Genomic DNA, 25,331 nt, shown 5'->3' with positions numbered 1-25,331 from the left:
GACAAATTGGCTTTTCTCAAGACACTCCCACTGAGATCAACCCCACTGAAGTCTCTTTCTCCAGCAGCATAGCGCTCCAACAATTCCTCAGCAGTCATTACTACAACTCCCAAAACACAACCATTCCCACCTGGCTCCAATTCCTCCAGGACTCCACTCCATTTAACCTCAACATCGAAATCACCGATCTCCCCACCGGCCAACTCGCCGAAGCCACCCTCACCCAATTCACCAACGGCCTCCCCTCCGCTGGCACCCTCACCATCGACGACGACGCCAACGGTCGCGGCTGGTTTATCGACACCACCCCCTGGGAAAACTCAGAATTCGCAATTCAGAATTCAGAATACTCCGCCATCGCCACCCCCGACTCCGCAGCCTACGGTCGCTACGACCTCCTCACCACCATCCTCCATGAACTCGGCCACCTCCAGGGCATCATCTCCGGTAACCACAACTTCGATCAATTTGTTCAACCCATAGGCAATACTAGCTATTTCATTGCCCCAGGCATTACCGCTCAACTCACCCCCGACGGCAGCCACCTCGATTCATCCGCCCATCCCGATGACCTGATGAATCCCACCCTCCGCCCCGGTGTGCGGAAACTGCCTTCCGCCCTCAATCTAGCCATCCTGGATGCCATTTGGAATAGCTCCAACTCCAACCTCCAACTGCCAACCTCCGATCTCACCTCTCCTCTCACCGCCGGAGCCTTGTTCGGCGTCCTTAACGGTGACTTCGAAACCGACACCGACTGGCTCCGCCGTGGCGATAGCCAAATCCTCAACGGCCAAGCCGTCCTCAGCGAAGACTCCCCCTTCCTCAGCAACTTCACCCAAACCTTTATCGTCCCCGAAGGAGCCCAAACCCTCCAGTTCACCCTCGTTAATACCCAACTGGGCACCAGCGACCTCGCGCCTCCCGACGCCTTCGAAGTGGCATTACTAGACGCCAACACCCTTAACCCCGTGGGTGGCATCGCCGCTGGCCTCACCCAAACCGATGCCCTCCTGAATCTGCAAGCCAACGGTCAAGCCTACTTTGGCTCCCAAGTCCAGCTTCAAGGCACCCCCCAATCCGGTGATACCCTCGACCTCAATGCACCCCGCACCGTCCAAATTGACCTCAGTGGCGTCGAGGCAGGTACCGCCGTCACCCTCTTCCTCGATCTCCTCGGCTTTGGTGAACAAGACAGCACCATCACCATCGATGATGTCCGTCTCTTAACCGCCCAAATGACACCCCCCACTGCCAGCGATGATACCGCTGAAACCTTAGTGAACACGGCCACCACCCTCGACGTTCTCGCCAACGACAGCGACCCCGACGGTACCCTCGACCCCAACACCCTGCAAGTGACCACCGGGCCAAACCATGGCACCCTCACCGTCAATGCCGACGGCACCCTCAACTACACCCCCGAATCTGACTTCCTCGGTGCAGATGGATTTACCTATGTGGTTCAAGACAATGACGGCCTCTACTCCAATAGTGCCAAAGTCAATGTCGTCGTCTTTAACCCCGCCCCCGTCATCGACGACCTCAGCCTCGATGCCATCGTCCAAGAAGGCACACCTGCCCGTTTCAGCGCCACCGCCACTACCGCCAGCGGCGATCTGACCTACACCTGGGATTTAGGGGATGGGAGCGACCCCATAGAGGGCCAAACCATCAACCCCAGCTACGCTAACAACGGTGAATACACCGTCACCCTCACCGTTACCAACGACAATGGCGTCTCAGCAACCGAAACGGCGACCGTCACCGTCGATAACGTTGCCCCCACCATCAACCTCGCACCCGATTTCACCGCCGATGAAGGCCAACCCATTAGCTTCGCGGCCAGCTTTACCGATCCAGGCCTCCTCGACACCCACACCATCACCTGGGACTTCGGCGATGGCACCACCGTCTCCGATACGTTGACCCCAGAACATATCTACACTGATAACGGTGAATACACCGTGGCTCTCACCATTACCGATAACGACGGTGGGACGACCACCGAGACCCGCACTGTCACGGTCAACAACGTGGCCCCCGCCATCACTCATCTCACCGGCGACACCTTAATTAACGAAGGCGACTCTGCCACCTTTAGCGTCACCGTTACCGACTCCGACAGCGATACCCTCACCACCACCTGGGACTTTGGTGATGGCAGTGCGACAGTGACGGGTACCACCGTCAACCATACCTATGCCGATAACGGCACCTATACCGTCACCGTCACGGCCTCCGATGAAGATGGCGGTTCCACCAGCCAGACCCTAGACATTCAAGTCAATAACGTGGCCCCCAACGTCGATGCTGGAGTGGATCAAACCATTGATGAAGGCACGGCCCTCAACTTCAACGGCATCATCACTGACCCTGGCCTCCTCGACACCCAAACCGTTGAATGGGCGTTTGGCGATGGGGCCACCAGTGGCAGTCTCACCCCCACCCATATCTTCAATGACGACGGTATCTATACCGTCAGCTTGACCGCCACGGACAATGACGGAGCCACCACCACCGATACCCTTACCGTCACCGTCCGTAATATTGCCCCCACCATTACCCATCTCACGGGTGATACCTCTATTAATGAAGGTGACACTGCCACCTTCACCGCCTTCGCCACGGACCCTGGTGACGATACCCTCACCTACACTTGGGACTTCGGCGACGGCAGCCCAGTCCGAACGGGAGACTCCGTAGATCATACTTTCACCAACAACGGCGAATATACCGTCACCCTCACGGTCTCCGACGAAGACGGCGGCTCCTCCTCTGAGACCCTCACCGTCACCGTTGCCAATATCGCCCCAACTGTAACCCTTGGCCCCGATCAAACCATCAACGAAGGGGAAACTCTTGCCCTAAGCGGTGCCTATACCGATCCTGGTAGCCTTGACACCCACACCGTCGAATGGACCCTCGGTGACGGCACTACGATCACCGATACCCTGACTCCCACCCATATCTATCAAGCAGATGGGATCTATAGCGTCACGCTCACCGTCACCGATAGTGATGGTGCTGCAGCCAGTGCATCCATAATGGTCACGGTTCGCAATGTCGCTCCCACCATTACAGACCTCACCGGTCCCCTCAACCTGAGTGAGGGAGAGACGGCCACCTTTACCGCCACTGCCACTGATCCGGGCCACGATCCACTCACCTACACTTGGGACTTTAGCGATGGTAGTCCCAGCCAGACTGGATCCACCGTCGAGCATACCTTTACCGATGACGGCCTCTACACCATTTCTCTTACCGTCACCGATGGAGAAGGCGGTTCTACCACTGAAACTGTCACCGTGAAAGTTGCGAACGTGGCTCCCACGATTACCAATCTCACTGGAGAGACCACCCGCAACGAAGGTGATCTCACTCCCTTTACCGCGACGGCCACCGATCCAGGTGCAGATACCCTCACCTATGTTTGGACCTTTGGCGATGGCAGCCCTGCCCTCCAAAGCGATACCGTCAGCCACACCTATGCGGATAATGGCATCTACACCGCCACCCTTACCGTCAGTGACGAAGATGGGGGGTCCACCAGCCAGACGCTGACGATTGAAGTCAAGAATGTCGCCCCCGTTGTCACGATTGGCGACATCCCCACGGTTGATGAAGGTCAACCCGTTGCCTTCACCGCCAGCTTTACCGATCCTGGCCTCCTCGATACCCACACGATTCTCTGGGACTTCGGCGATGGCACCACCAGCGACAGCCTCACTCCGACACATATCTATGCAGACAGCGGTCTGTATACGGCGACCCTCACCATTACCGACCAGGATGGAGCAGCAACCTCTGCAACCGTTACTGTTACGATCAACAACCTAGCGCCGACCATTACCAGTCTGGTCGGAGATATCAACCTCAACGAAGGCGACACAGGTACGTTCACGGCAACGGCCACCGATCCAGGGAACGATACTCTGACGTACCATTGGGATTTCGGTGATGGTAGTTCTCCTGTCCAAGGCCCGGAAGTTCATCATACTTTTGCTGACAATGGTCTATATACAGTTACCCTCGCCGTCACCGATGAAGAGGGAGCCTCGACGACCCAGACACTGATGGTGACCGTCAGCAATGTTGCACCGACCATTACTCAACTTAATATCGATGGGCGCTTGATCTCGGGGGGGAACAACACCTTCAGTGCCGTTGCCACCGACCCTGGCGATGACGCCCTCACCTATTCTTGGGATTTCGGCGACGGCAGTGCCCCAGTCACTGGCCCCACCGTTAGCCATATCTATGAAACCACAGGCTTATACACTGTTACCCTCACCGTCACTGATGAAGATGGAGGCATTACCCAACAAACCCAAGAGGTCACAATTGCGCCCTCTGGAATCTTTGAAGTGGGAGAGAGTGGCTATGTCAGCTTCGATTTCCTCTATGACGGGAGTTACCAACACCATGGAGAACTAGCTATCTTCAGCTTGGAGGGGATGGAAACCTATACCCCTGGCTCCCATGCTTATATCCGAGAAGCTGCCCGCCGAGCCCTCAGTCAGTCATCCCAAGGCCATGTCATCTTCCGTGACTCCAGGGAAGGAGCCTTGTTCCGAGGTCGCATGGCCCATGAAGCCCGTGACTGGAACTGGGGGCGCTATCGTGGTCCCAACGTTGTGTGGATGGAACCCGGTACCCAATTTGCGATCATGGTGGTGCCTAATCGGTCTGTTTGGCATGCCTATAAGCATCCCTACGGTTATGGCCACCATCACCATCATCACCACGGCGATATTCGTCCCCTCTTCTCCATCGACGCAGCCAACCCCAATGCTCCCGCTCGGCAAATCGCCGATCTCACAGGAGAAGGCCATACCTTTGCCTTTGAGAGTTGGCAGTTGAGTCGCAGCAATTTTGACTACAATGACTGGGTCTTCCAGATCCAAGGGGCTACAGGCGCTGCAGCCAACTTTGATCGACTCGTGGATCCCAACCTGAACTGGCGTCACTCCCCTATTGGTCAACAAATTATTGACTACGTCAATTATGAGCCCCCCGAGATTACCATTAGCGATACCACCGTTATTGAAGGCACGGGCCGAGGCACCTATGCCGAATTCACCCTTCATCTCTCTGCTGCTAGCACCCGCCCAGTGACTGTTGCTTATACCACTGAGAATGGCAGTGCGGTGGCCGGTCGAGACTTCCAGTACACCCATGGACACGTGACCTTTGCCCCCGGCGAAACCACCCAAACTGTCAGGGTAAGGATTTTTGCAGATCGGTGGCAGGAAACGGATGAGTCTTTTTTCCTCAATCTTACCTATCCGGGCAATGCCATCTTAGGGGATGGCCAAGGCCAAGGCACCATTACCAATGATGATTTTGGCAACAGGCCCCAACGAAGACGCACTTGGCATTGTTAAGCCAGAAGATTGTGCCTCACCAAAGTGTGGGATAGGTAGCTAAGTCTCACCATTCCCAGGAATGCTCCGTCAGTTCAGCTCTTTGGGCAATGGATCACCTCATCAGCTCATTGTCGTGAGTACCCTTCCCAGCCATCGGTTTGCCAATGGTGATAGGCGGTTTTGCCTGCAGTATTGTGAGTCGTCAGAATCTCGATATGGCCGATCGATCGGCTGCGTCACTCCCGAGGGTGAGTCCGCACGTGGCCTATCGTATCCTGTAACGATACTGCTTTGCTGAGAATACTAGGGGCAAAAGCCCAGATCTCTAAGAGGCTTTAGCCATCATTTGGTTAAAGCGTGCGATCGCATCCTGTGGCGGCACTTCTTTGATTTGAGTCGCTAGGGTCCAAGCATATCCAAAAGGGTCCATGACCGTTGCTGTCCGATCACCCCAAAACATATCTTCTGGCTCACTTACACAAGTCATTCCGGCTCCCATAGCTTGCCGATAGCTCGCATCTACATCAGGCAAGTAGAGGTAAAAGGCTACCGGTGACTTTGGATCAGGCGCCTGTCGCGGCGATCCTTCAAATTCGTCACTCATAAAGAACTGGGAATCACCAATGGTTGCGGAAACGTGCATCACCGTGCCGCCTGGGATTTCGAGTAACATATCCACAGTTAACCCAAGGGCACGTTTATACAGCTCAATCGCTGCTTTGGTATCTCGATACGTTGCATTAGGTGTCACTGTGCGAAAACCAGCAGGTTTGTAATCCATGGGACATCACTCCAGAAACGAGATATTTTATAGTACAAATATACTATCACTTCTCTAGCGAAATGCATGTCGTCTAGACAACAATCCCAAACCCATTCCAGGGCCAACGCTTTAGCGTGACCCAGTATCCTGTTGAGGCCAGATGGTGAAGATTGAGTCCTGGAGGATAGCAAGGTTTCGTCAGCCCATAGACGATCTGGGTGACCGTACCCTAACAACCACATCACCTCAGCGAAAACGGTCCCAGTCCTTTACATCCCTTTAGGACTGGGTTGGACCAATCCGTCATCGCTGCAAGAACCCGTTTTGAATGCGCTGGGATAGTGAGGAACATCTACCGTTGTGGGAATGATAGCAGTGATCACGATCGCTGTTTGGGACTCGATTGCGACACCCTAATCGGATCGGCTTCTTCCTAAAATTAAGATCATCATTCTTCGAATTCCTATCATGTCCTCACTCAAAATGCTGGTCCTTACCAGTACCCTTGCGCTTTCCTACCTGATGCCCGCTGTCGCCGGAACTACCCCTTCCCCAGATATCGTCAAACGCGAACCTGCTAAAGCCCTCGAGGGTACTGTACAACCCTCCATTGCTGTCTTCTCCCAATCCGGCAATCCAATCCTAGATCAATCTGCAGATTTGAATCTGCAAGTCTCTGGTCAGCCACGTTTGTCAACCACGGCGAATCCAGATATTTGGGAATCTGAGCTGCTCGATGAACAACGACGCGCAGATCCTGGTTTTTTCACCATTACGGCTGACTAATCTGGGTGGACCGATTAGTCCTGTCTCTTGAAAAGTCAGTTAACAACGGGTCAACACAGTTGTGCATTCCGATTGGGCGAACAGCCGATTTATCGACTCCCCCTGAAACTCTTCCTCATCGTATAGGGTGAGCACTTCAGGCTGGCAACGCGTGATTTTGACGACAATCTCTAGCGCCTGTTCACGGAGCAGATCTTCGACATATCCTTGCTGATGAGCCTCGGCGTCTTCAATACTCGAGAAGGGGCCAAAATAGTATTGGCAAGCTGGAATCGTAGTTTGTATTTTTACCCACCATGGAATGGTGTCTTGGCACAATAATCGAGACATCTTAAACCTCATTGATGTTTCGTTTTTAACGACGAACGATGAAAGATTAAAATTCATCAAAACTAAGGGATGTTTCAACCCACTGAAAGACGGCATTCAGTTGTTCCATCGTAATTAACCCGTACTGCCAGAGAACAACGGGCAGCGGCCCCTGCTGTTGTTGGCAAGATTTGAGCGCAATATTGATCGACTCAGCGGGTACCCCTAAATCTTGTGTCAAAAACTCAATTAATTTCTGGTAGTGTTTTATCGTCATTTCATCGCCAGCTTTAATAAGAGCAGACTACTGCCCAAACATGGGGAAACTGTGAGGATTATTGTATTGGTAGAGGAAACCCCTTAGTCGAGGAGCATGACTGTGTCTGCAGCAGGCTGTTCGTTATTCTCTGCTAGACGCTTGGGCTGTAAATATAGGTTGTCAATGAGGACGCCGCCTGCAGCAATCCAAGGAGGGGCAATTAAAGCACCGATAATACCCAGGACTTGAGTCCCCCCCAACACGGCCAGGAGTTGGTACAGCGGGGGAACATTGACCGATGGACTGACTAATAGGGGATCCAAAACATAGGTTTCTAAATTTTGGATGATGATAAAGAGCAGGAAAACCCACACCACCGTCCAGCCCCCTTGAGCAACGGCGACTAATAAGGCGGGAATGGCTCCCAGAACAGGTCCAAAGAAGGGAATAAGGTTGGTTAGACCTGCGATCGCACCCAGTCCCAACGCCACTTCGGTAATGCCAATCAGCTTTAACCCAATACTGACCGTTGTGCCTAAAATCAGAGACACCAATAATCGCCCCTGAATATAGGCCCCCATGCGTCTACTGACGGGATGGACTTGTTCTTTCAGGCGGTGTTCCCACGGTTGAGGGAAAAGGGACGCTAATCCCTGCAGCAACCGCTCTGAATCAGACAGCATATAGGCCGAGAGCACTAGGGCCAAGAGGACATTAAACACCCCACCCAAGAAACCTTTGGTTATATCGACCGATTGCAAGATCAGCTTTTGGCCAGACCGAAATGTCCAGGCCGTTACAGCCTGTAAATCTAGGATTTGATTGACCATTCCCAGATCGTCTGACTCCGTAATCCCCAGTTGGATCACGGTTTGTTCCAACACCCGCGTCAAGGCATCAAGATAACCGGGCAAAGCCGTTAAAATCCGCTGAATCTGATCCGTAATCGTCGGTCCAATCACCACTGTCGCTGTCACCGCAGCACCGATCAGACTGAAATAAACGGCAAGCACCGCCAGCCAGCGAGGCAGATGCAGCGATTCGACATTCTGAATAATCGGTGCCAGCGTTGCGGCAAGGACAATGGAAATCATCACCACCACAACCAAGTTTTGCAATTGCCACAGCAGCAAGAGACCCAGGCCGAGGATGCCGACTTTGACTAAACTGGGCAGAGAAATTGTAATAGAGGGCGCAGATGACTTCATTTTGGCGGAGCAATCACACAGTTGAAGTTACAACTGCCAGCCTAATACATCTGCAATTTGGGTGGGGAGCTGCAACGGGTCAAAGGGTTTAGCAATCGTGGCCTGCACCCCCAAGGTTTGGTAACGCTGTTGATCGACCGTTTGAACTTTGGCCGTCAGCAGCAGAACCGGAATGGCCTGCGTGCAGGGATTCGCTTGGAGTTTCTGGAAGGTGGTAGCACCGTCCATATCCGGCATCATCATATCTAAAAGAATGACATCGGGTTGTTCTTTCGCTGCCTTGAGTAACCCTTCTGCCCCCGAACTGGCGGTGACAACCCGCCAGTTTTTGATCGTTTCTAAGGCAATCTGAACCACTTCTTGAATATAGAGTTCGTTATCAATAACGAGGATACATTTTGCGGTCATGTAGCCATTTCACCTTTCTATGCGGTTTCATTCTGCTGAACGGGTAATGTGAAAGAAAAAGTACTGCCTTTTCCCAATTGGCTTTCCACCCAGATTTGACCGCCATGTTGATGAACAATACTTTGACAAATCGCCAGGCCTAGTCCAGTGCCTTCATGATTACGGGCATCCGAAGAATCCGCTTGTTGAAAGCGTTCAAAAATGGTGTCAATTTTATCGGGCGGTATCCCCCGGCCTTGGTCACGGACCTGAATACAGACTTGAGGTGAGTCTGAAGAAGGAAAGGGAGTGCTCACTGCAGTAGGGGAGACGAGGGAACAGCTCGGCGGTGTTTGGGGGATAAGTTGGGCTGTGAGCTCGACCCGCCCTCCCGGGTAAGAGAACTTGATGGCATTGCTAAGCAAATTGGTGAGGGTTTGGACAATGCGATCGCCATCCACATCCGTTAGCCATGAGAGGGGGATAACGGTCAGATGAACCTGCATTTGAGTCGCCATCCCCTGCATCGCATTCGTAGATTGAGTCATTAAATCAGCCATATTACAAGGGTGTTTGGTCATGGTGACCTGCCCTGACTCAATTCGTTCCACATCGAGAATATCGTTGATCAACCGCACTAAACGATCGGTACTATCGACCGCGATTTCCAGTAGACGATGACTTTTATCCGGGTGCGCCGCTAACAGGCCACTGGTCAACATCCGTAAAGAGCCGTGTATGGACGTCAGTGGTGTCCGCAGTTCATGACTGACAACAGAAATAAATTCGTCCTTCATCCGCTCAATGACTTGGCGATCGCTAATGTCTTTGAAAGTGATCACCGCACCGGTAATCACTTCATTTTCACGGATCGGCGTACTCACATATTCCACCGGAATCAGCGTACCATCCCGTCGCTGGAACTCATCCGTGATAAAGCGGTGAGTCGCCCCCGAGGTTAAAGAGTCCACAAAGGGATAGGGGGCATCTGGATCTGAGCTGAGGGGTTGGGGATGGGGGCTCAAAATGGTCTCCACCGACTGGCCAATCAGATCTGGGATGGCATAGTCCAGCATCTCGACTGCCGCCAGATTGACAAAGGTAATGTGATGGTTGAGATCGAGGCCACAGAGTCCTTCCCCCATGGAGTTGAGAATCAGTTCGTTTTGACGGGTCAGCTTGGCAAGGGAAGCTTGGGCTTCAATGCGCTCCGTAATATCTCGAAGAATGGCCGTAAAAACCTGTTCGTTCCCCAGTTGCAGTTTAGAGATCGAGGCTTCAGCCATAAAGTAAGTCCCATCTGAACGACGAGCAGTAATGGGTCGCCGTCGCTCTCCCATTTGTCGGGTCGGGGTCTTGGACTGGCCAAATGATTCAATTTGGGTGTGATGAGCCTCCACCAATTCGTCCGGCAAAAGCATATCCAGTGGGTGGCCCAGGATCTCTTGCCGACTGTAGCCAAACATCTTTTCCGCCCCTTGATTGAACAAGGTGATCGTTTGGGAGGCATCCACGGAAATAATTGCATCCTCAGCAATTTCCAAAATGCCAGAAATACGCTGTTGCGATCGCTGTAAGGCAGCTTCTGCCTGCTGGCGGATTTGGAGTTCAGACCGTAACTGTTGATTCACCTCTCGCAGCGTGGCTGTTCGCTCTGCCACTCGCTGCTCGAGGTTCAATTTCGCTTCTTGCAGAACGACTTCGACTTGCTCCCGTTCCGCCAGTTCAGCTTGCAGTTGACAATACAGTTCGGACTGTTGAATCGCGATGGCCAATTGAGTCGCTAGCCGACTGAGCAATTGAATTTCCAGGGACTGCCAAGGACGAGGACTCCGGCAGTGGTGGGCCATCAGCAACCCCCACACTCGATTATCCAGCCGGATGGGAACCACTAAATTGGCTTGGATCTGGAATTGACGCAATAAATCCCGATGACAGGGGGTGAGATGGGCCGTATCGATATTATCGATGGCAGTGGCATGAATCTGCCCTGGGGAGCCGCCATAGATGTCGGGAAAGCAAGGATCATGAATTTTGGTCCCGAGAATTGAGGCCCACTGGTCTGTATCTACAGATTCAACCAGCACCATGCCCGTCCAATTTTTGTCTAGCCGAAAAATAAGCACCCGATCGGTCTGCAATAACTGACGAACCTCGGCAACGGTCGTATTGAGAATGGTGTGGAGATCGAGGGATTGGCGAATCCGAGCGGCGATCGTGCTCAAGAGCTGCTCATGCTCTATTTGCTGTTGCAAAGACAAGGCCGATTGTTGCTGTTCGGTAATGTCAATTCCGGTGCCAATTACAACGGGAGTCGATTCTCCTGGAGGAGCGTCTCCCTGGTCAATGACCGCATAAGACCAAACCACCAACCGCTGTTCCCCTGTTTTGGTTACCCAGTAGTTTGGGGATGGGCTGGCCGTCTTCTGAGTCAGTAATTGCCGAAAAACCGCCTGAAAGTCCTCTTTCTCAACTGGGAGCAGTAAATCTTGCCAAAGATAACGTCCCTCCACCTCTGCGAAGGCATAACCAGACAATTGTTCACAAGCTGGATTAAACCCAACGACCCGGCCCCGAGCATCGAGAACGACAACGAGAGCGGACAACGCATCCATAAGGAAGGGCATGGCGCTGGGCAGTGGGGGAGAGGCAAACTGGGGCTGGGGGGTCATGGGTCTGCCTCAGGTTGCGAGCTGATCTCCAGCGGGGTTGCCTGTTGAATGGCCCGTTTATAAAGGGCAGATAGTGTAGTGCCGGCCCCAGGATATTGAGCATGGCCTAACGCTAACTGCATCGGGACCCGATCGCCCGCTTTTGGAGGGTGCTGGAGACAGGTTTCACAAAGCTGCTGAATATGATGGACCGCTTCAGGCGATGGCACACCGTACAACCCAATCAAAAACTCATTACTGCTCCAGCGAGCGACCACATCCTCATCACTACAGCCCAGGCATAATTCATGGCCGATATACCGAAGCATGGCATCCCCAGTTGCCAAATCGTAATCATCGTTAATTTGACGCAAGTTCGTGAGTTTAACCAACACCAGACTTAAAGGCTGATCTAAATCCTGAGACCGTTGCATCTGTTGTTCAAGCATCAGGACAGCAGGCTGGCGCTGATAGGCTTTGGTGAGGGCATCCATTTGCCATAACTGCTGAGACAACTGCATACGCTCCAACCGATTTACCAACCGAACAACCAGCTCAGGCCCCACAACGGGTTTACTGACAAAGTCATCGGCACCCAGGCCAAAAATTTGGTTCACAGTCTCGGCCTCAGTATGGGCTGTGAGAAAAATAATTGGTAGATTATGCCAATAGGCATCGTTACGGACCACTTGACAGAGCTCCATCCCGCTCACATGGGGCATCTCAATATCTAAAATCAGGAGATCTGGGGCAGATGAAAGCAGGGTTTGCCAAAATAACCGAGCATCCGCTAGCGTCACGACTTGAAACCCCCAAGGTTCCAGCAAGGGCGGCAATAAATGCAGAATATTGGGGTCATCATCCACAATCAACACTTTGGCGGTGATCGCTTGGGATTGTTGAAAGATACGATCGACCTCACGGAACACTTGGATGGGCGTAATCGGTTTTTCTAAGTAGGCTTTACCGCCCAGTCGGGCCACTTCTAGCCGCGAATGCAACCCATCTGGGGCGCCATAGAATAATACGGGGATGGCGGGGATTTGTTGGGTCAGATCCGTCAGGAAATCCAGCATTTGAGTTTTGTCTGGGGCAACGCTGGGATCCATCAAGATCACCTGAGGCAACTGTTGGGTCAGTCGCGTTTGGGCCGTTTCTAGATCCGTCACTGTTTCTAGGTGCCAATCCCAATGCAGGGCCTGTTCCGTCAAGTCAGCCATCCATACCCCATCTGGATCAATTACCATTAACGTTGGTAACGGCGGCAGCGCTGAGTGGGGATCGCTACTCGTAAAGTGACCATATTGCTCCACCGTCTGCCGGAGCGCCTCCACTTGTTGGTGAAATTGGTCAACCTGCTCCAGGGCCAAAGGTTGAGCCATGGCCAAAATATGTTCAATCCGGCGGGCAGATTCCGTCCCATCATGCATGCCAAACATGCCCAGTGCTCCCGCTAGGGTGTGGGCTTCTTGTTGAGCATGGGACTGTCGATCGAGGTCTAATTTTCCTTGATGCGATCGCAAAGTGGCACTCGCATCCTCCAGCACATGCACCTGGTCACTAATACGGGACTGATACCGCTGCCAAATACTGGCGATCGCCGCTTGCGTCTCCGGGGGGGTGCACGGTTCATCGGGTTCTAACTCTGCCAGGGGCTTAAGCCGATAACCAATGCCATATACCGTTTCGATCAAATCTGGGGGAGCCTGGGCATCTCTCAACTTATGGCGCAGACCCTTGATATGGGTCCTGACCGCCTCTTCCCCAGGCATATCGGCATAGGCCCAGAGATGCTCCAACAGCATGCCACAGCTAAATACACGGTGAGGATTGCGCATTAACAGTTCTAACAGAGCATATTCTTTGGGCGTCAGGGAGAGCGGCTGCTGCTGATAGTTGACCTGGGTCGAACTGGGGTCCAGATGAATCCCTGCCCATTCCAGAATCGGGGTCGAGTGGAGTTGACCGCGGCGCAGCAATGCTCGAATTCGAGCCTCTAATTCTTCTGGATCAAAGGGTTTAACCACATAGTCATCGGCACCAGCATCCAACCCCACGGCTTTGTCATGACTATTACTCTTACCCGTGAGGAGCAAAATGGGCATAGTATGGCCCTGATTGCGCAGTTGGCGACAGAGGGTAATGCCATCGAGCTGCGGCAACATCACATCCAACATCAACAAATCATACTCAAAGGCCTCCACCATATTGGCAGCACTTTCTCCCTCCGTCGCCGTTTCCACGGCATAACCACAACGGGTTAAGAGGGTGGTTAAGGCACTGGCTGTGAGCTGATCATCCTCAACAATGAGAATTTTCATGACCGGGCTCCTGACATCAGGTCCGATGGACACTCTCAGGGGATTGCTACTCCAATTATCGGTAAAAATTTGCGATCGCACCATAGAGATTTTTAACGTCCGGTCGTCAATACCAGTCTTGGCAGTCAGCTGATCTCAAGGCTGGTTAAGGATTCAGCGCTTCAGTCAAACCATTTTAAAGACGATACCTTGCAATGTTGAGGAACTTGTGAGTCCAAATGCTCACGTCCGATGACCTCTAAGACAAGATGATGGGGGTATTGCGGGGAAAAGAGCGGATCAACCATCGGCAGATACCGCAGTTATGGGCCTTAGACGGCGGATCGATAAGGGGTGTAAGTAAAGTATTTGGGATAATCATCCAGGCGAATATGCAGCCAGTAAACCCCTAACCCGGAGGTACTCACCCATAAGGGGGACGTCCTGGATGAGAGATGGTTGATGGTGTTGTCAAGCGACGCTCCCAACACTTGCCAGAGGGCATCAATTTGCTCAGTGGGAGCCTGGCGCACAAAATTGGCGAAATGAGTATAGGCTGGCCAGGCCCCCAAGGCAGAGGGCACAATCAGCATGGCATCCCCGCCCAAATTTGGAAAGACGACAATGGGGGAATGGTTTTTCTGAAGATAGGTTGCAAAAGGCTGAGGATTCGGCACAACCTTTGACAACAAGGGGGCGTCGACTAACGCAAACTCCCAAGGGTGATGCAAACTATTGAGGGTCAAAGGAGGAGTTTCCCAAAAGAAGGCGCTGTAAGCACTGTCCTTCAGGATCTGAGTGATAAACCTTCGGAAGTCTGCCTCCTGTTGCCAACGCTCAATCACTTGATGCCATGTGAGGGGGGCATTCTCTGAGCAGATGAACACTTTTTGCGTTTTACCGTGATTGAGAGACTGGCCATAGGCTATCCAGCGTTTTTGGGGAGATTGGGCAATGGGGATGGGGGCAGTAGACATTAGCAAAGCCAGCCAGAGCAATAACCATCAATCAATTTCAGTACGCCACCCTTGATGCAGGCAGATGTTCAGGCTATCACCCCGCTTATGGGGATGGCATAGAAAGGACTGAAAGCGAACTGTGTCGGTGATGACTCACCATTCTTGCAGGGCGATCGCAACCCCGTCTCGTACCCCTTGCTCTACATTGAGGTCTGTAGTTAAAGCCTGGAGCTTCGCATAGGCCTCTTCAGCGGCGATTTGTTTGAGGGCTGCGATCGCATGCAGTCTCACCCCCATATCCGGTATCCCCAACAGCTGAATTAGCTCCGGTATCGCTTGCGGATCACCGGATTGCCCTAGAGCATTGGCAATGTTTTTTTGCAAAGCTGGATCAGCCATGGGCTGATGATGGAGACAATAAATTAATGCCTGGGTTGATCGGTCTGCTGGTCGGCTAAGCGCTAGGGCTTTAACAATGGCGTTTGCAAGGGTTTGATCCTGATCATCCACCATCTGCAGTGAAGATATTGCCTGGGGCCATAGCTTTTGTAACACCTGCACAGATTGGTGATTACTCATCTGTCCCAGGGCCTGCACGATGGTCAGTTTTAAGGGCATGGGAATAGGGCCAGTGCTGGCAGCGCGTAATGCCTCAGCCGCTGCATTCGTTCCTAAACGTCCCAGGGCCAAAGCTGCCGTTTGGCAGACTGGCAGATCCAAATCTTTGAGGAAGGGCTCAATCAGCGCGACCAGATCATAGTGATGCTCTTGGAAAAGATGGGCACGATAACTGATCCCTGCGATCGCAGCTTGGCGCACCTTCGCACTTAAATCAGCCAACCCTTGGAGGAGGACCGGAATAATCGTCGGATCGTGAAATCGGCTGAGGGTCTCGATCACCTTCCAGCGAACCGATGCATCTTCATCCGCCACAACCTGGATCAAGAGGGGCACAATCACGGGGTCTTGCATTTGGGCTAACGCCGAGACTACCAGCGCTCGGGAGGGAGAGGAATCGAGTAATGCGGCCAATGCATCCACAGACTGCGGCCCAATTTGGGCCAACATTTGAGCGGCGATTTCAGCCACATCATCCTCTGCTGCATCTTGCATCAGTTGTGCCAAGGCCATCACCGCATCTGCATGATTGAACTCACCTAAGGCCCGAGCCACAAACCATTGCAGTTCTGGATCATCCACATTTTGATTGAGCAGATCGATCAAAGATGCGATCGCGGGTTCGCCAAAGTTCGGAATTTGCTTAGCCGTTTCCCAGCGAGATTGAAAATCGCCTGCTTTCAGCTCAGATAAAACGGATACCAGTTCACTCACAACGATTAGCAGTTAGATGCCACTGCTATTCTCACCAAACTATTCCTAAATTCTGCAGGCTTTTATGCAGCTTCAGCATAAGCAAATTGCAGAAACTACATTTAGCCTATCACTTTGTAACGGCTGATACGAACGGTCCCATTTGGAGTCGCTAAGTTAGTATCCCAATCCCGGAAATTGACTTCGGTCAACTCTCTGGGGGTCAGACGCAAGCTCAAGAGGATGAAACGTGACTAACACCGCCCCAGCTGCGCCCAAAATGAATAAATTTGAGCGCTATAAAGCGGAAAAAGATGGTTTGGCTATTTTACCCGAGCTTTCCCACTTCGCTCAAATTGGGTGGGAAGCCATGGACGAAACCGATCTCACCCAGCGCCTCAAATGGGTCGGTTTATTCTTCCGGCCCGTTACACCCGGAAAATTTATGCTGCGGATGCGCACCCCTAACGGCATTCTAAGCAGTGGACAAATGCGAGTGCTCGCTGACGTGATCCAGCGGTATGGCGAAGATGGCTATGCCGATATCACCACGCGCCAAAATATTCAGTTGCGCGGTATTCACATCGAAGATATTCCCGATATTTTTAATCGGTTTCAGCAAGCCGGATTGACCAGTGTGCAATCTGGCATGGACAACGTCCGCAATATCACCGGATCGCCCGTAGCGGGTTTGGATGCCGATGAGCTGATTGATACCCGAGGGCTGGTGCGCAAAGTCCAGGACATGATCACCAATAACAGTCAGGGCAACCCGGCGTTTACCAATCTGCCGCGGAAATTTAATATCGCGATCGCAGGCGGTCGCGATAACTCCGTCCATGCCGAAATTAACGATATTGCCTTTGTCCCCGCTTATAAAGAGGGCAAGCTTGGTTTTAATGTTCTGATTGGCGGTTTCTTTTCAGCCAAACGCTGTGCCCCCGCCATTTCTATGAATGTGTGGGTTGACCACACCCAAGTCGTCGATATTAGTGAAGCCATTCTGATTGTCTACCGCGACAACGGTTCTCGGGCCAATCGCCACCAGGCACGGATGATGTGGCTGATCGAGGAATGGGGCGTCGAACGCTTTCGAGCAGCCGTCGAAGCACAGATGGGCGTTACCTTACAAACGGCTGCGGGGAAAGACGAATTTGACTGGGATAAGCGGGACCACCTCGGTGTCTCGGCTCAAAAACAGCCGGGTCTGAATTTTGTGGGGCTACACGTTCCTGTGGGTCGTCTGTATGCCAATGACATGTTCGAACTCGCGCGCATGGCAGAAGTATATGGCAGCGGTGAAGTTCGACTCACAGTCGAGCAAAATGTCATTATCCCTAATATTCCTGATTCTCGTTTGGACGCCTTCCTAGAAGAACCACTCCTAGATGTGTTTTCCATCAATCCTGATCCCTTGGCGCGGGCCTTGGTTTCATGTACAGGCAACCAGTTCTGTAAATTTGCCCTGATTGAAACCAAAAACCGAGCGGTGGCTCTGATCGATGAGTTGGAAGATGAACTGGAGATGCCCAAACCCGTTCGCTTTCACTGGACCGGATGTCCAAATTCCTGCGGTCAACCCCAAGTCGCCGATATTGGCTTGATGGGGACCAAAACCCGTAAAGAAGGTAAGACCGTCGAAGCTGTGGACTTATTTATGGGTGGCAAAGTCGGGAAAGATGCCGTTTTAGGCGAGAAGGTCCAAAAGGCCATCCCCTGTGATGAACTCAAAGATGTCTTAAAAGAGATTCTGATTCAGCAGTTTGACGCTCAACCTCGATCCACGCCGCGTCCATCCTGTGGAACGGCCAGACTGGCGCGCCAACGTAGTCTACAAGGCACAACAATGAGCCAGAACGGTTTTGCCTCCCCTGCCCCAGCTATGCCCGCAGCACCGCCGACGCCAACTCCCGTCGTTCCCACCCCGGCAGCCCAACCTGCCGTAGTTCAATTTGCCGCCTCCGGCAAGGAAGTGAACTGTGACGATAGCCAGTCTTTGCTGGAAATTGCGGAGGCTGCAGGCGTTGAGATTGAAAGCAGTTGCCAATCGGGGACCTGTGGCACCTGTGTAGCCAAGCTGATTGAGGGTGAATTCCGATATGAAGCCGATCCAGATGGCTTAGAGGCGGAAGATGCCGCGTCCGGGCATATCTTGACCTGCATTGCCCATCCGGTGGGCAAAGTGGTGCTGGATGCCTAGTTAGTTTTTATTTGGCTCATCAAACTTTGGCTTATCGCGTTGTTTTTGGCTGATTCAGTTTTTTTATTCCTGTTTTGGAGAAGAATGCATGTTAACGGAAATGTGGTCGTTTAAGGGCCGCTACAAAATTCTACACATGACTTGGTTTGCATTTTTCTTGACCTTTGTGGTCTGGTTTAACTTTCCACCATTTGCCACCACCATTGGTCAAGAATTCGGACTTTCCAAGCCACAATTGGGGACCATTGGTCTCTGTAACGTTGCCCTCACGGTCCCTGCTCGCATCCTGATTGGTATGGCTTTGGATCGCTACGGACCACGAAAGACCTACTCGCTGCTCTTGATGTATGCAGCGATTCCCTGTCTGATTTTTGCCACTGCTGGTGGCTTTACCCAACTGGTCATTGGCCGTTTGCTCATGGGTCTTGTTGGGGCAGGGTTTGTCATTGGTATTCGGATGACTGCTGAGTGGTTTCCCCCAAAAGAGGTGGGAACAGCAGAAGGAATCTACGGGGGATGGGGTAACTTCGGTTCTGCCTTTTCCGCCTTCACGATGGTTCTATTTGCTTCAGCCTTGAGTTTTCTGCCTGGATATTTTGACTTTGGCGAAGCCCAAAACTTTACCGTCTTAGGATTAACGTTTTCTAGCTCTGTGCTCAACTGGAGAGCGGCCATTGCTGGTTCGGGTATTATTGCAGCGATTTATGGCTTCATATATTACGCCAATGTCAGTGATACCCCCCCTGGGAAAGTGTATCAACGGCCAAAAAGCGCTCGGGGTTTAGAAGTCACCTCCATTCGGGATTTCTACTTCCTCATGGTGATGAATATTCCACTAACTGCAATCTTGATGGTTCTAGCTTGGCGCTTAAATAAGGTTGATTTCCTAACGCCAACTGCCATGTATATTACTTGGCTCGGTCTCTTGGGCCTATACGCTTTCCAGTCTTACAATTGCTGGAGTGCCAACAAAGACCTCCTTGCTGGCCGGAAGCGGTATGCTCCAGAAGATCGCTACAAGTTCAAGCAAGTTGCCATTTTGGAATTAACCTACATCGTCAATTTTGGCTCTGAGTTAGCAGTGGTAACCATCCTTCCCTCCTTTTTTGAAGGAACCTTTGGACTCGATAAGGCCATGGCAGGCATTATTGCCTCTAGCTACGCTTTCATGAATTTAATGTCTCGTCCAGGAGGCGGTCTTATTTCTGACAAAATGGGGAGTCGAAAATGGACAATGGTGGTTCTCACGGCAGGGATGGGAATTGGCTACTTACTCATGAGTCAAGTCACTAGTAATTGGTGGTTGCCTGGCGCAGTCTTACTGACCATGGCCTGCTCATTTTTTGTTCAGGCTGGGGAAGGATCCACATTCGCCATTGTGCCTCTCGTAAAACGCAGGGTAACAGGGCAAATTGCAGGAAATGTGGGTGCTTACGGTAATGTCGGTGCCGTTGCTTACCTAACCACTCGTCTTCTATTTGTGGATGGAGCAGGTGAAAATCCCAATATGGCTGCTGTAAACTCTAGCTTTTTCCAAGTCCTTGGCGTTACCGGTTTGATAGTGGCCTTTCTGTGCATCTTCTTTTTAGAAGAGCCTAAGGGCTCCTTTGCAGAGCACCATGAAGGAGAAGAAGCCTCAAACACCCATCCCATAGGTGCTAAGTATCCTTCAGCCCTATAGGAAGAGAACCATTATATTCGGCTTTCCAAACTAGGTTTATCCTTCATAGAAGCTAGGGATTCATTTATTGTATGAATCCCTAGTTTTTTTGTGAATAGTCATTATCTTTGATTGAGCTATCCCATCGTCAAGGGTTAGCCATGCAAAGCAAATCTTGAAGATACATTTTGTCGCAAATAAAGGATTTTATGCTTACTTCAAGATTTCTAAAATTCGCAACAGTTCAATGCAATTATTCGATATAATTCATGCTAATTTTCTATCTCTCGATCCTAATTGTGCGAAGAGATACAAATCTGCTTAGAGGCATTCACTAAACTAAGCGGGCATTGAACTTAAGTTGCTTTTTAAGTTCAGCCTTTTTGTCGGTGTGAGGTTACCAAAACAATATGTCAAAACAATTATCCTGGTACCGGCTGCTGTGCAGTACCAGTATTTTAGGGATAGCAATGGTCAGTTGCATCCCTGCTCAAGCAGCACCTGAAACATCAAGCGTTGATCTTTCATCTGAACAGCTTGATATCGTACCTAGTGGCGAAGGGGTTCCAACCCCTGGTTTATCAGCAACGCAGGCTGACTTGGAACTAGCCCAGGCGGTGGAAACACCCATGTTGGCAACGCCTCCCACATCCATGTCCCAGATAGCGGGAACTCAAGGGGATGCTGATTTCCCCGCAGATCCCAGTTTGCATACGCCTGATGCCTCTCTGGGTCAGGTGACTTCTGTCTCTCAACTGTCCGATGTTCAGCCTGATGACTGGGCCTTTCAAGCGATTCAGTCATTAGTTGAGCGCTATGGATGTGTTGCGGGTTATCCCGACGGCACCTTCCGTCCCAGCCGTGCCATGTCACGTCGTGAAGCTGCAGCTTTAGTCAATGCTTGCTTAGATAACCTGAGCAACCGTTTTGCCACTAAAGAGGACTTGGATGCCCTGAAAGCCCTCCAGGATGAATTTGCGGCCGAGCTTGCCACGCTCCGAGGCCGAGTTGATGGCTTGGAAGCTAGAGTCGCAACGGTAGAAGCCCAACAGTTTTCCACCACCACGAAATTAAACGGGGAAGCTATTTTTGCGTTTAGCGGTGTTGCGGGTGATAACCCCACTAACGGTGCTGATATTAGTGGACGAGTCTCCCTAAACCAGAGAACCCGCCTCAATTTCATTACCAGCTTTACCGGTAAGGATCGGTTATACACACGATTACAATCCTCCAATCGCCCTGTCAACTTTGATGACCCTGGCATCCCTGGGATTATTGATAATACAGGGACCCTACAAACTCGAGTCGCGTTTGATACGGGTAATTTTAACAACGAAGTTCGATTAGATCGCTTGGACTACAGATTCCCAATTGGCGACAAGTTAGACGTCACAATCTTCGCCAACGCAGCTTTTCACCATTACTATGCCACTACCATCAACCCTTACTTTGAAGGATTCGGTGGCGGTAAAGGTGCGCTTTCCTTCTTTGGTGAGCGCAACCCCATTTACCGAATTGGTACAGTGGGCATCCCTGGAGTTGCCGGTGTCGGTACCTCCTATATGTTCAATGAAGAGAATGACTTGCGTCTTGATCTCGGTTACCTAGCCGGTCGTGCTAATCAAGCAACAGCAACGATTTTGGCAAATGGCGAGGACGAAGGCGGATTAATTGGAGGCACCTACAGTGCCCTAGCCCAACTCAGCATTAAACCCACTGAAAATTCGCAGATAGGCCTGACCTATATGCGGAACGAAGCCCCTGACGGCTTAATGCGATTTGGCACCGGAACAGCGTTTTCTAATAACCCGTTTGATGGAAGTGCCCTCAGTGGTAATTCCTTCGGCTTTGAAGGAACCGTCAAATTAGCGGATTGGCTAGCAGTTGGTGGCTGGTTTGGCTATACAATTGCCGATGAAGACAATACCAATAACAAAGCCAATATCATCAATGGCGCCATTAATTTTGCCTTCCCTGATCTTGGAATTGAAGGGGCGACAGGTGGATTAATCTTTGGTGTTCCTCCCACGGTGATTGATAACGATATTGCCCTTCGCGAGGACCCCGATCAAACCTTCCATTTGGAAGCTTTATATTCCTTCCCTGTTAATGATTTCATCACCATTACTCCAGGTGTGATTTACCTTATCAATCCTGAAGGCAACTCGGCGAATAGCGACATCTTAGTAGGGGTGATTCGAACAACCTTCAAGTTCTAATTATTTCTCCTAAAGCCACTAAAGATAGAAGTTCATCCACTAGGGAACAAATCATGATTGTTCCCTAGTTTTTTCTATACCAATCTTATTTAGTGCATCCCTACACCTATCGTCACAACACACGACTTAGAAGGTTATTTTGAAAACCTTTCCATACAAAGGTTTCAGGACAGAAGTGTTTTTACAGTTTCAACGAAGATGCTAGGCTTCAGCCCTATCATTAAGTGCTAACCTTCCAAGTCGTGACAACATCAACGTTGGGCGATTTTTTGGCCTTCTATTCAAAATGTTTTGAACCGAAGTATACCGAAGTATATCAATCAGGGAATGATGAAAGTGCATAAAAACGATGATTAGATTGCATTACCGCAATTAATTTCGTAGCCAATCTTACAATTTTTGATTCAGTTTTTGCTGATTATAAAATTGGCTATTTATTTCGATTTTCCTGCTAATCTACTTGGTAATTCAGTACGTTTATGACCAACCCAGTCAAAACCCTGTGCCCCTATTGTGGTGTGGGCTGTGGATTAGAAGTTTTACCCCCGGCTTTACCCGGTAAACCTGTCAATCGAGATAGTGCTGGAACACCCATATGGCGCGTTCGAGGTGATCAGGCCCACCCGTCTAGCAAAGGACAGGTTTGTGTCAAAGGTGCAACGGTTACTGGAGCCTTAGACAAAGATCGCTTGCGCTTTCCCATGATACGAAATGCGCTGGACCAACCCTTTCGCCAGGTCACGTGGGAAGAGGCTTTACAGCGGGTGGTGAAAGAACTCAAAACGGTTCATGCCCACCAAGGGCCGGAAGCAATTTGCATGTACGGGTCAGGGCAGTTTCAAACCGAAGATTATTACCTTGCTCAAAAATTACTCAAAGGCTGTCTAGGAACTAATAATTTTGATGCCAATTCTCGCCTGTGTATGTCCTCAGCGGTGGCAGGGTATATCCAAAGTTTTGGGTCAGATGGTCCGCCTGCCTGTTATGACGACTTAGAGCTGACGGATTGTGCCTTTTTGATCGGCACAAATACGGCAGAGTGTCATCCGATTGTCTTTAATCGATTGCTCAAGCATCATAAGAAAAACCGCCACGTCAAAATGATTGTGGTTGACCCCAGGCGCACTAAGACAGCGGAGAAGGCCGATCTCCATCTGGCGATTAAACCTGGAACAGATATTCATCTGTTGAATGGCATTGCCCACTTGCTGATGCGGTGGGGCAAATTTGACTCTTTATTTATCGATGAGTGTACGTCGGGTTTCGCCAGTTTTGCCAGTGTTATCAGCCAATATCCACCGGAATTAGTCGCCAGGGCTTGTGGCATTCGAGTCGATGAACTGGAAAAAGCGGCTCGATACTGGAGCGACTCGCAGCGGGTCCTGTCACTATGGTCGATGGGCGTAAATCAGTCTTCAGAAGGAACTGCAAAGTGCCGCACCATCATTAATTTACACTTGATGACTGGCACGATTGGTAAACCTGGGTCAGGACCATTTTCCCTCACTGGACAACCGAATGCCATGGGAGGGCGAGAAGCGGGCGGGTTATCCCACATCTTGCCAGGGTACCGGGTGGTGAAGAATCCCCAACATCGTCAGGAGGTAGAAAAAGCTTGGCAACGACCCGCAGGCAGTATCTCTCCCCAGCCCGGTTTAGCGGCTTGGGATATGATTCTAGGCTTAGAAAATCAAAGTGTGGGGTTCTTCTGGGTGGCTGCCACCAACCCAGCAGTCAGTATGCCGGATATTAAGCGGACCAAAGCCGCTTTACTCAAATCTCGGTTTACAGTCTATCAGGACGCTTACTATCCCACAGAAATGGCCGATTATGCCCATGTGCTTCTACCTGCAGCGCAGTGGGGTGAGAAAACAGGCATTATGACCAATTCCGAACGCGTGGTCACCTACTGCCCAGCGTTTCGAGATCCAGTAGGAGAAGCTCGAGCGGACTGGGAAATTTTCGCTGAAGTCGGGCAGCGCTTGGGATTTGAAAAAGAATTTGCCTTTGCCAATTCGGCAGACGTGTATGCCGAGTTTGTGGAGCTGACCCGCGATCGCATCTGCGATATGAGTGGGCTCAGCCATCAGCGTCTGCAAAACGGCCCCATTCAATGGCCCTTCCCTGACTGTGCGGTGGGTGATACTGGAGATGCCACCGCCACTGGCAAACGTCTTTATACGGATCATCGGTTTCCAACGGAAGATGGTCGGGCTAAGTTCTCGGCGTTCCATGCGAAAGGGTTGGCAGAACCCCCTGACCCCAACTATCCCTTTGTGCTGACAACCGGGCGACTTTACGGTCATTGGCATACCCAAAGCCGTACCGGACGGATTGAGAAGGTTGCCAATATGTACCCCAATCCCTTTATCGAGATTCATCCCCGGGATGCGGCCCGAATCGGTATTCAGGAGGGTGAGGTATTGGAAGTGCGATCTCGCCGGGGGTTTGCCCGCATTCCCGCCAAAATTACGAAGGCGATTGCTCCAGGCACTGTCTTTATGCCTATGCATTGGGGAGCCTTATGGGCTAAACATGCTGAGGTCAATGCGTTAACCCATCCAGAAGTCTGCCCCATCTCCCTAGAGCCGGAGCTGAAAGCCTGTGCCGTCCAGCTTGCCCCAGCTACAGCCTTACCGACAGATACTGACGAAGACGCTTGCTCACAATCAACGTCATCCCTAGTGACGTCTGCACGGGCATAACGGAAATCGCGCCCGCCAACCTTCTCCATCCTGACACCCCATCATCCGCGCAGCGAGCACATACTCCATCACGGAGTCCAAACCTTGACTGGCTAGAGGCGTACCCGCCTCTTCTCGTGATGCCAGTGGAAAAAGCATGTGTTCTTGCGGAAGCAGGTTGTTATGATCAGGACTACAGCTTGGTTGCTAGGCGGATCGTTCCCTACAGTCAAGCGTCCAAAGGTTAACGATACCAATTGAAGGAT

Annotated in this window: 15 protein-coding genes; 6 read left to right on the top strand and 9 right to left on the bottom strand. The window is 51.4% G+C overall.

Annotated features, from left to right (window positions below; all coding sequences use genetic code 11):
* Positions 1-5,387, top strand: a 5,387-nt coding sequence (locus Q0991_RS16505; RefSeq protein ID WP_299490262.1) for a PKD domain-containing protein, incomplete at its 5' end; no start/stop codon positions are given.
* A gap of 307 nt (positions 5,388-5,694) precedes the next feature.
* Here the strand turns inward: Q0991_RS16505 and Q0991_RS16500 are convergent.
* Positions 5,695-6,150 carry a VOC family protein gene (locus Q0991_RS16500; RefSeq protein ID WP_299490260.1) on the bottom strand — a complete coding sequence of 152 codons (456 nt, stop codon included), beginning with the start codon at positions 6,148-6,150 and terminating at the stop codon, positions 5,695-5,697.
* A 450-nt stretch (positions 6,151-6,600) separates the two neighbouring features.
* Between Q0991_RS16500 and Q0991_RS16495 the strand changes: the two genes are divergently transcribed.
* Positions 6,601-6,918 (top strand): hypothetical protein, encoded by a 318-nt coding sequence (locus Q0991_RS16495; RefSeq protein WP_299490258.1) that lies wholly within the window; start codon positions 6,601-6,603, stop codon positions 6,916-6,918.
* Positions 6,919-6,957: 39 nt separating this feature from the next.
* Here the strand turns inward: Q0991_RS16495 and Q0991_RS16490 are convergent, their stop codons facing one another.
* The 8 genes from Q0991_RS16490 to Q0991_RS16455 all read right to left on the bottom strand — a co-directional run bounded on the left by Q0991_RS16490 (position 6,958) and on the right by Q0991_RS16455 (position 16,323).
* On the bottom strand, positions 6,958-7,248 hold the full coding sequence (locus Q0991_RS16490; protein ID WP_299490256.1) for a DUF1816 domain-containing protein: 291 nt from the start codon (positions 7,246-7,248) through the stop codon (positions 6,958-6,960).
* Between the two features lie 46 nt (positions 7,249-7,294).
* Positions 7,295-7,504, bottom strand: coding sequence for a DUF2949 domain-containing protein (locus Q0991_RS16485; RefSeq protein WP_299490254.1), 210 nt, complete (start codon positions 7,502-7,504; stop codon positions 7,295-7,297).
* 83 nt (positions 7,505-7,587) lie between these two features.
* Positions 7,588-8,694 carry an AI-2E family transporter gene (locus Q0991_RS16480; protein ID WP_299490252.1) on the bottom strand — a complete coding sequence of 369 codons (1,107 nt, stop codon included), beginning with the start codon at positions 8,692-8,694 and terminating at the stop codon, positions 7,588-7,590.
* Positions 8,695-8,721: 27 nt separating this feature from the next.
* Entirely contained in the window at positions 8,722-9,102 is a 381-nt protein-coding gene (locus Q0991_RS16475) for a response regulator (protein ID WP_299490250.1), read from the bottom strand.
* 17 nt (positions 9,103-9,119) lie between these two features.
* The gene (locus Q0991_RS16470) at positions 9,120-11,753 is read right to left on the bottom strand and encodes a PAS domain S-box protein (RefSeq protein WP_299490248.1); all 2,634 of its coding nucleotides are present in this window, start codon (positions 11,751-11,753) and stop codon (positions 9,120-9,122) included.
* A complete protein-coding gene (locus Q0991_RS16465; RefSeq protein ID WP_299490246.1) occupies positions 11,750-14,053 on the bottom strand; it encodes a response regulator in 2,304 nt (767 codons plus the stop codon). The genes Q0991_RS16470 and Q0991_RS16465 overlap by 4 nt, the downstream gene beginning before the upstream one ends.
* Positions 14,054-14,364: 311 nt before the next feature.
* The gene (locus Q0991_RS16460; RefSeq protein ID WP_299490245.1) at positions 14,365-15,009 is read right to left on the bottom strand and encodes a hypothetical protein; all 645 of its coding nucleotides are present in this window, start codon (positions 15,007-15,009) and stop codon (positions 14,365-14,367) included.
* Between the two features lie 135 nt (positions 15,010-15,144).
* Entirely contained in the window at positions 15,145-16,323 is a 1,179-nt protein-coding gene (locus Q0991_RS16455) for a HEAT repeat domain-containing protein (protein ID WP_299490243.1), read from the bottom strand.
* Between the two features lie 259 nt (positions 16,324-16,582).
* Here Q0991_RS16455 and Q0991_RS16450 point away from each other — a divergent pair, with 259 nt between their 5' ends.
* From Q0991_RS16450 to Q0991_RS16430, 4 genes are all read left to right on the top strand, one after another.
* On the top strand, positions 16,583-18,502 hold the full coding sequence (locus tag Q0991_RS16450; protein WP_366524979.1) for a ferredoxin--nitrite reductase: 1,920 nt from the start codon (positions 16,583-16,585) through the stop codon (positions 18,500-18,502).
* 88 nt (positions 18,503-18,590) lie between these two features.
* Complete coding sequence (locus Q0991_RS16440) at positions 18,591-20,183, top strand: MFS transporter (protein WP_299490241.1); 1,593 nt, start codon at positions 18,591-18,593, stop codon at positions 20,181-20,183.
* A gap of 389 nt (positions 20,184-20,572) precedes the next feature.
* A complete protein-coding gene (locus Q0991_RS16435; protein WP_299490239.1) occupies positions 20,573-22,381 on the top strand; it encodes an iron uptake porin in 1,809 nt (602 codons plus the stop codon).
* Between the two features lie 479 nt (positions 22,382-22,860).
* The gene (locus Q0991_RS16430; RefSeq protein ID WP_299490237.1) at positions 22,861-25,086 is read left to right on the top strand and encodes a nitrate reductase; all 2,226 of its coding nucleotides are present in this window, start codon (positions 22,861-22,863) and stop codon (positions 25,084-25,086) included.
* Positions 25,087-25,331: the final 245 nt, after the last annotated feature.

This window comes from Acaryochloris sp. IP29b_bin.137 (assembly GCF_028285745.1).
Lineage (GTDB): Bacteria > Cyanobacteriota > Cyanobacteriia > Thermosynechococcales > Thermosynechococcaceae > Acaryochloris.
The sequence above is the reverse complement of the archived record's forward strand: the minus strand, read 5'-3'. Positions and strand labels throughout refer to the sequence as shown.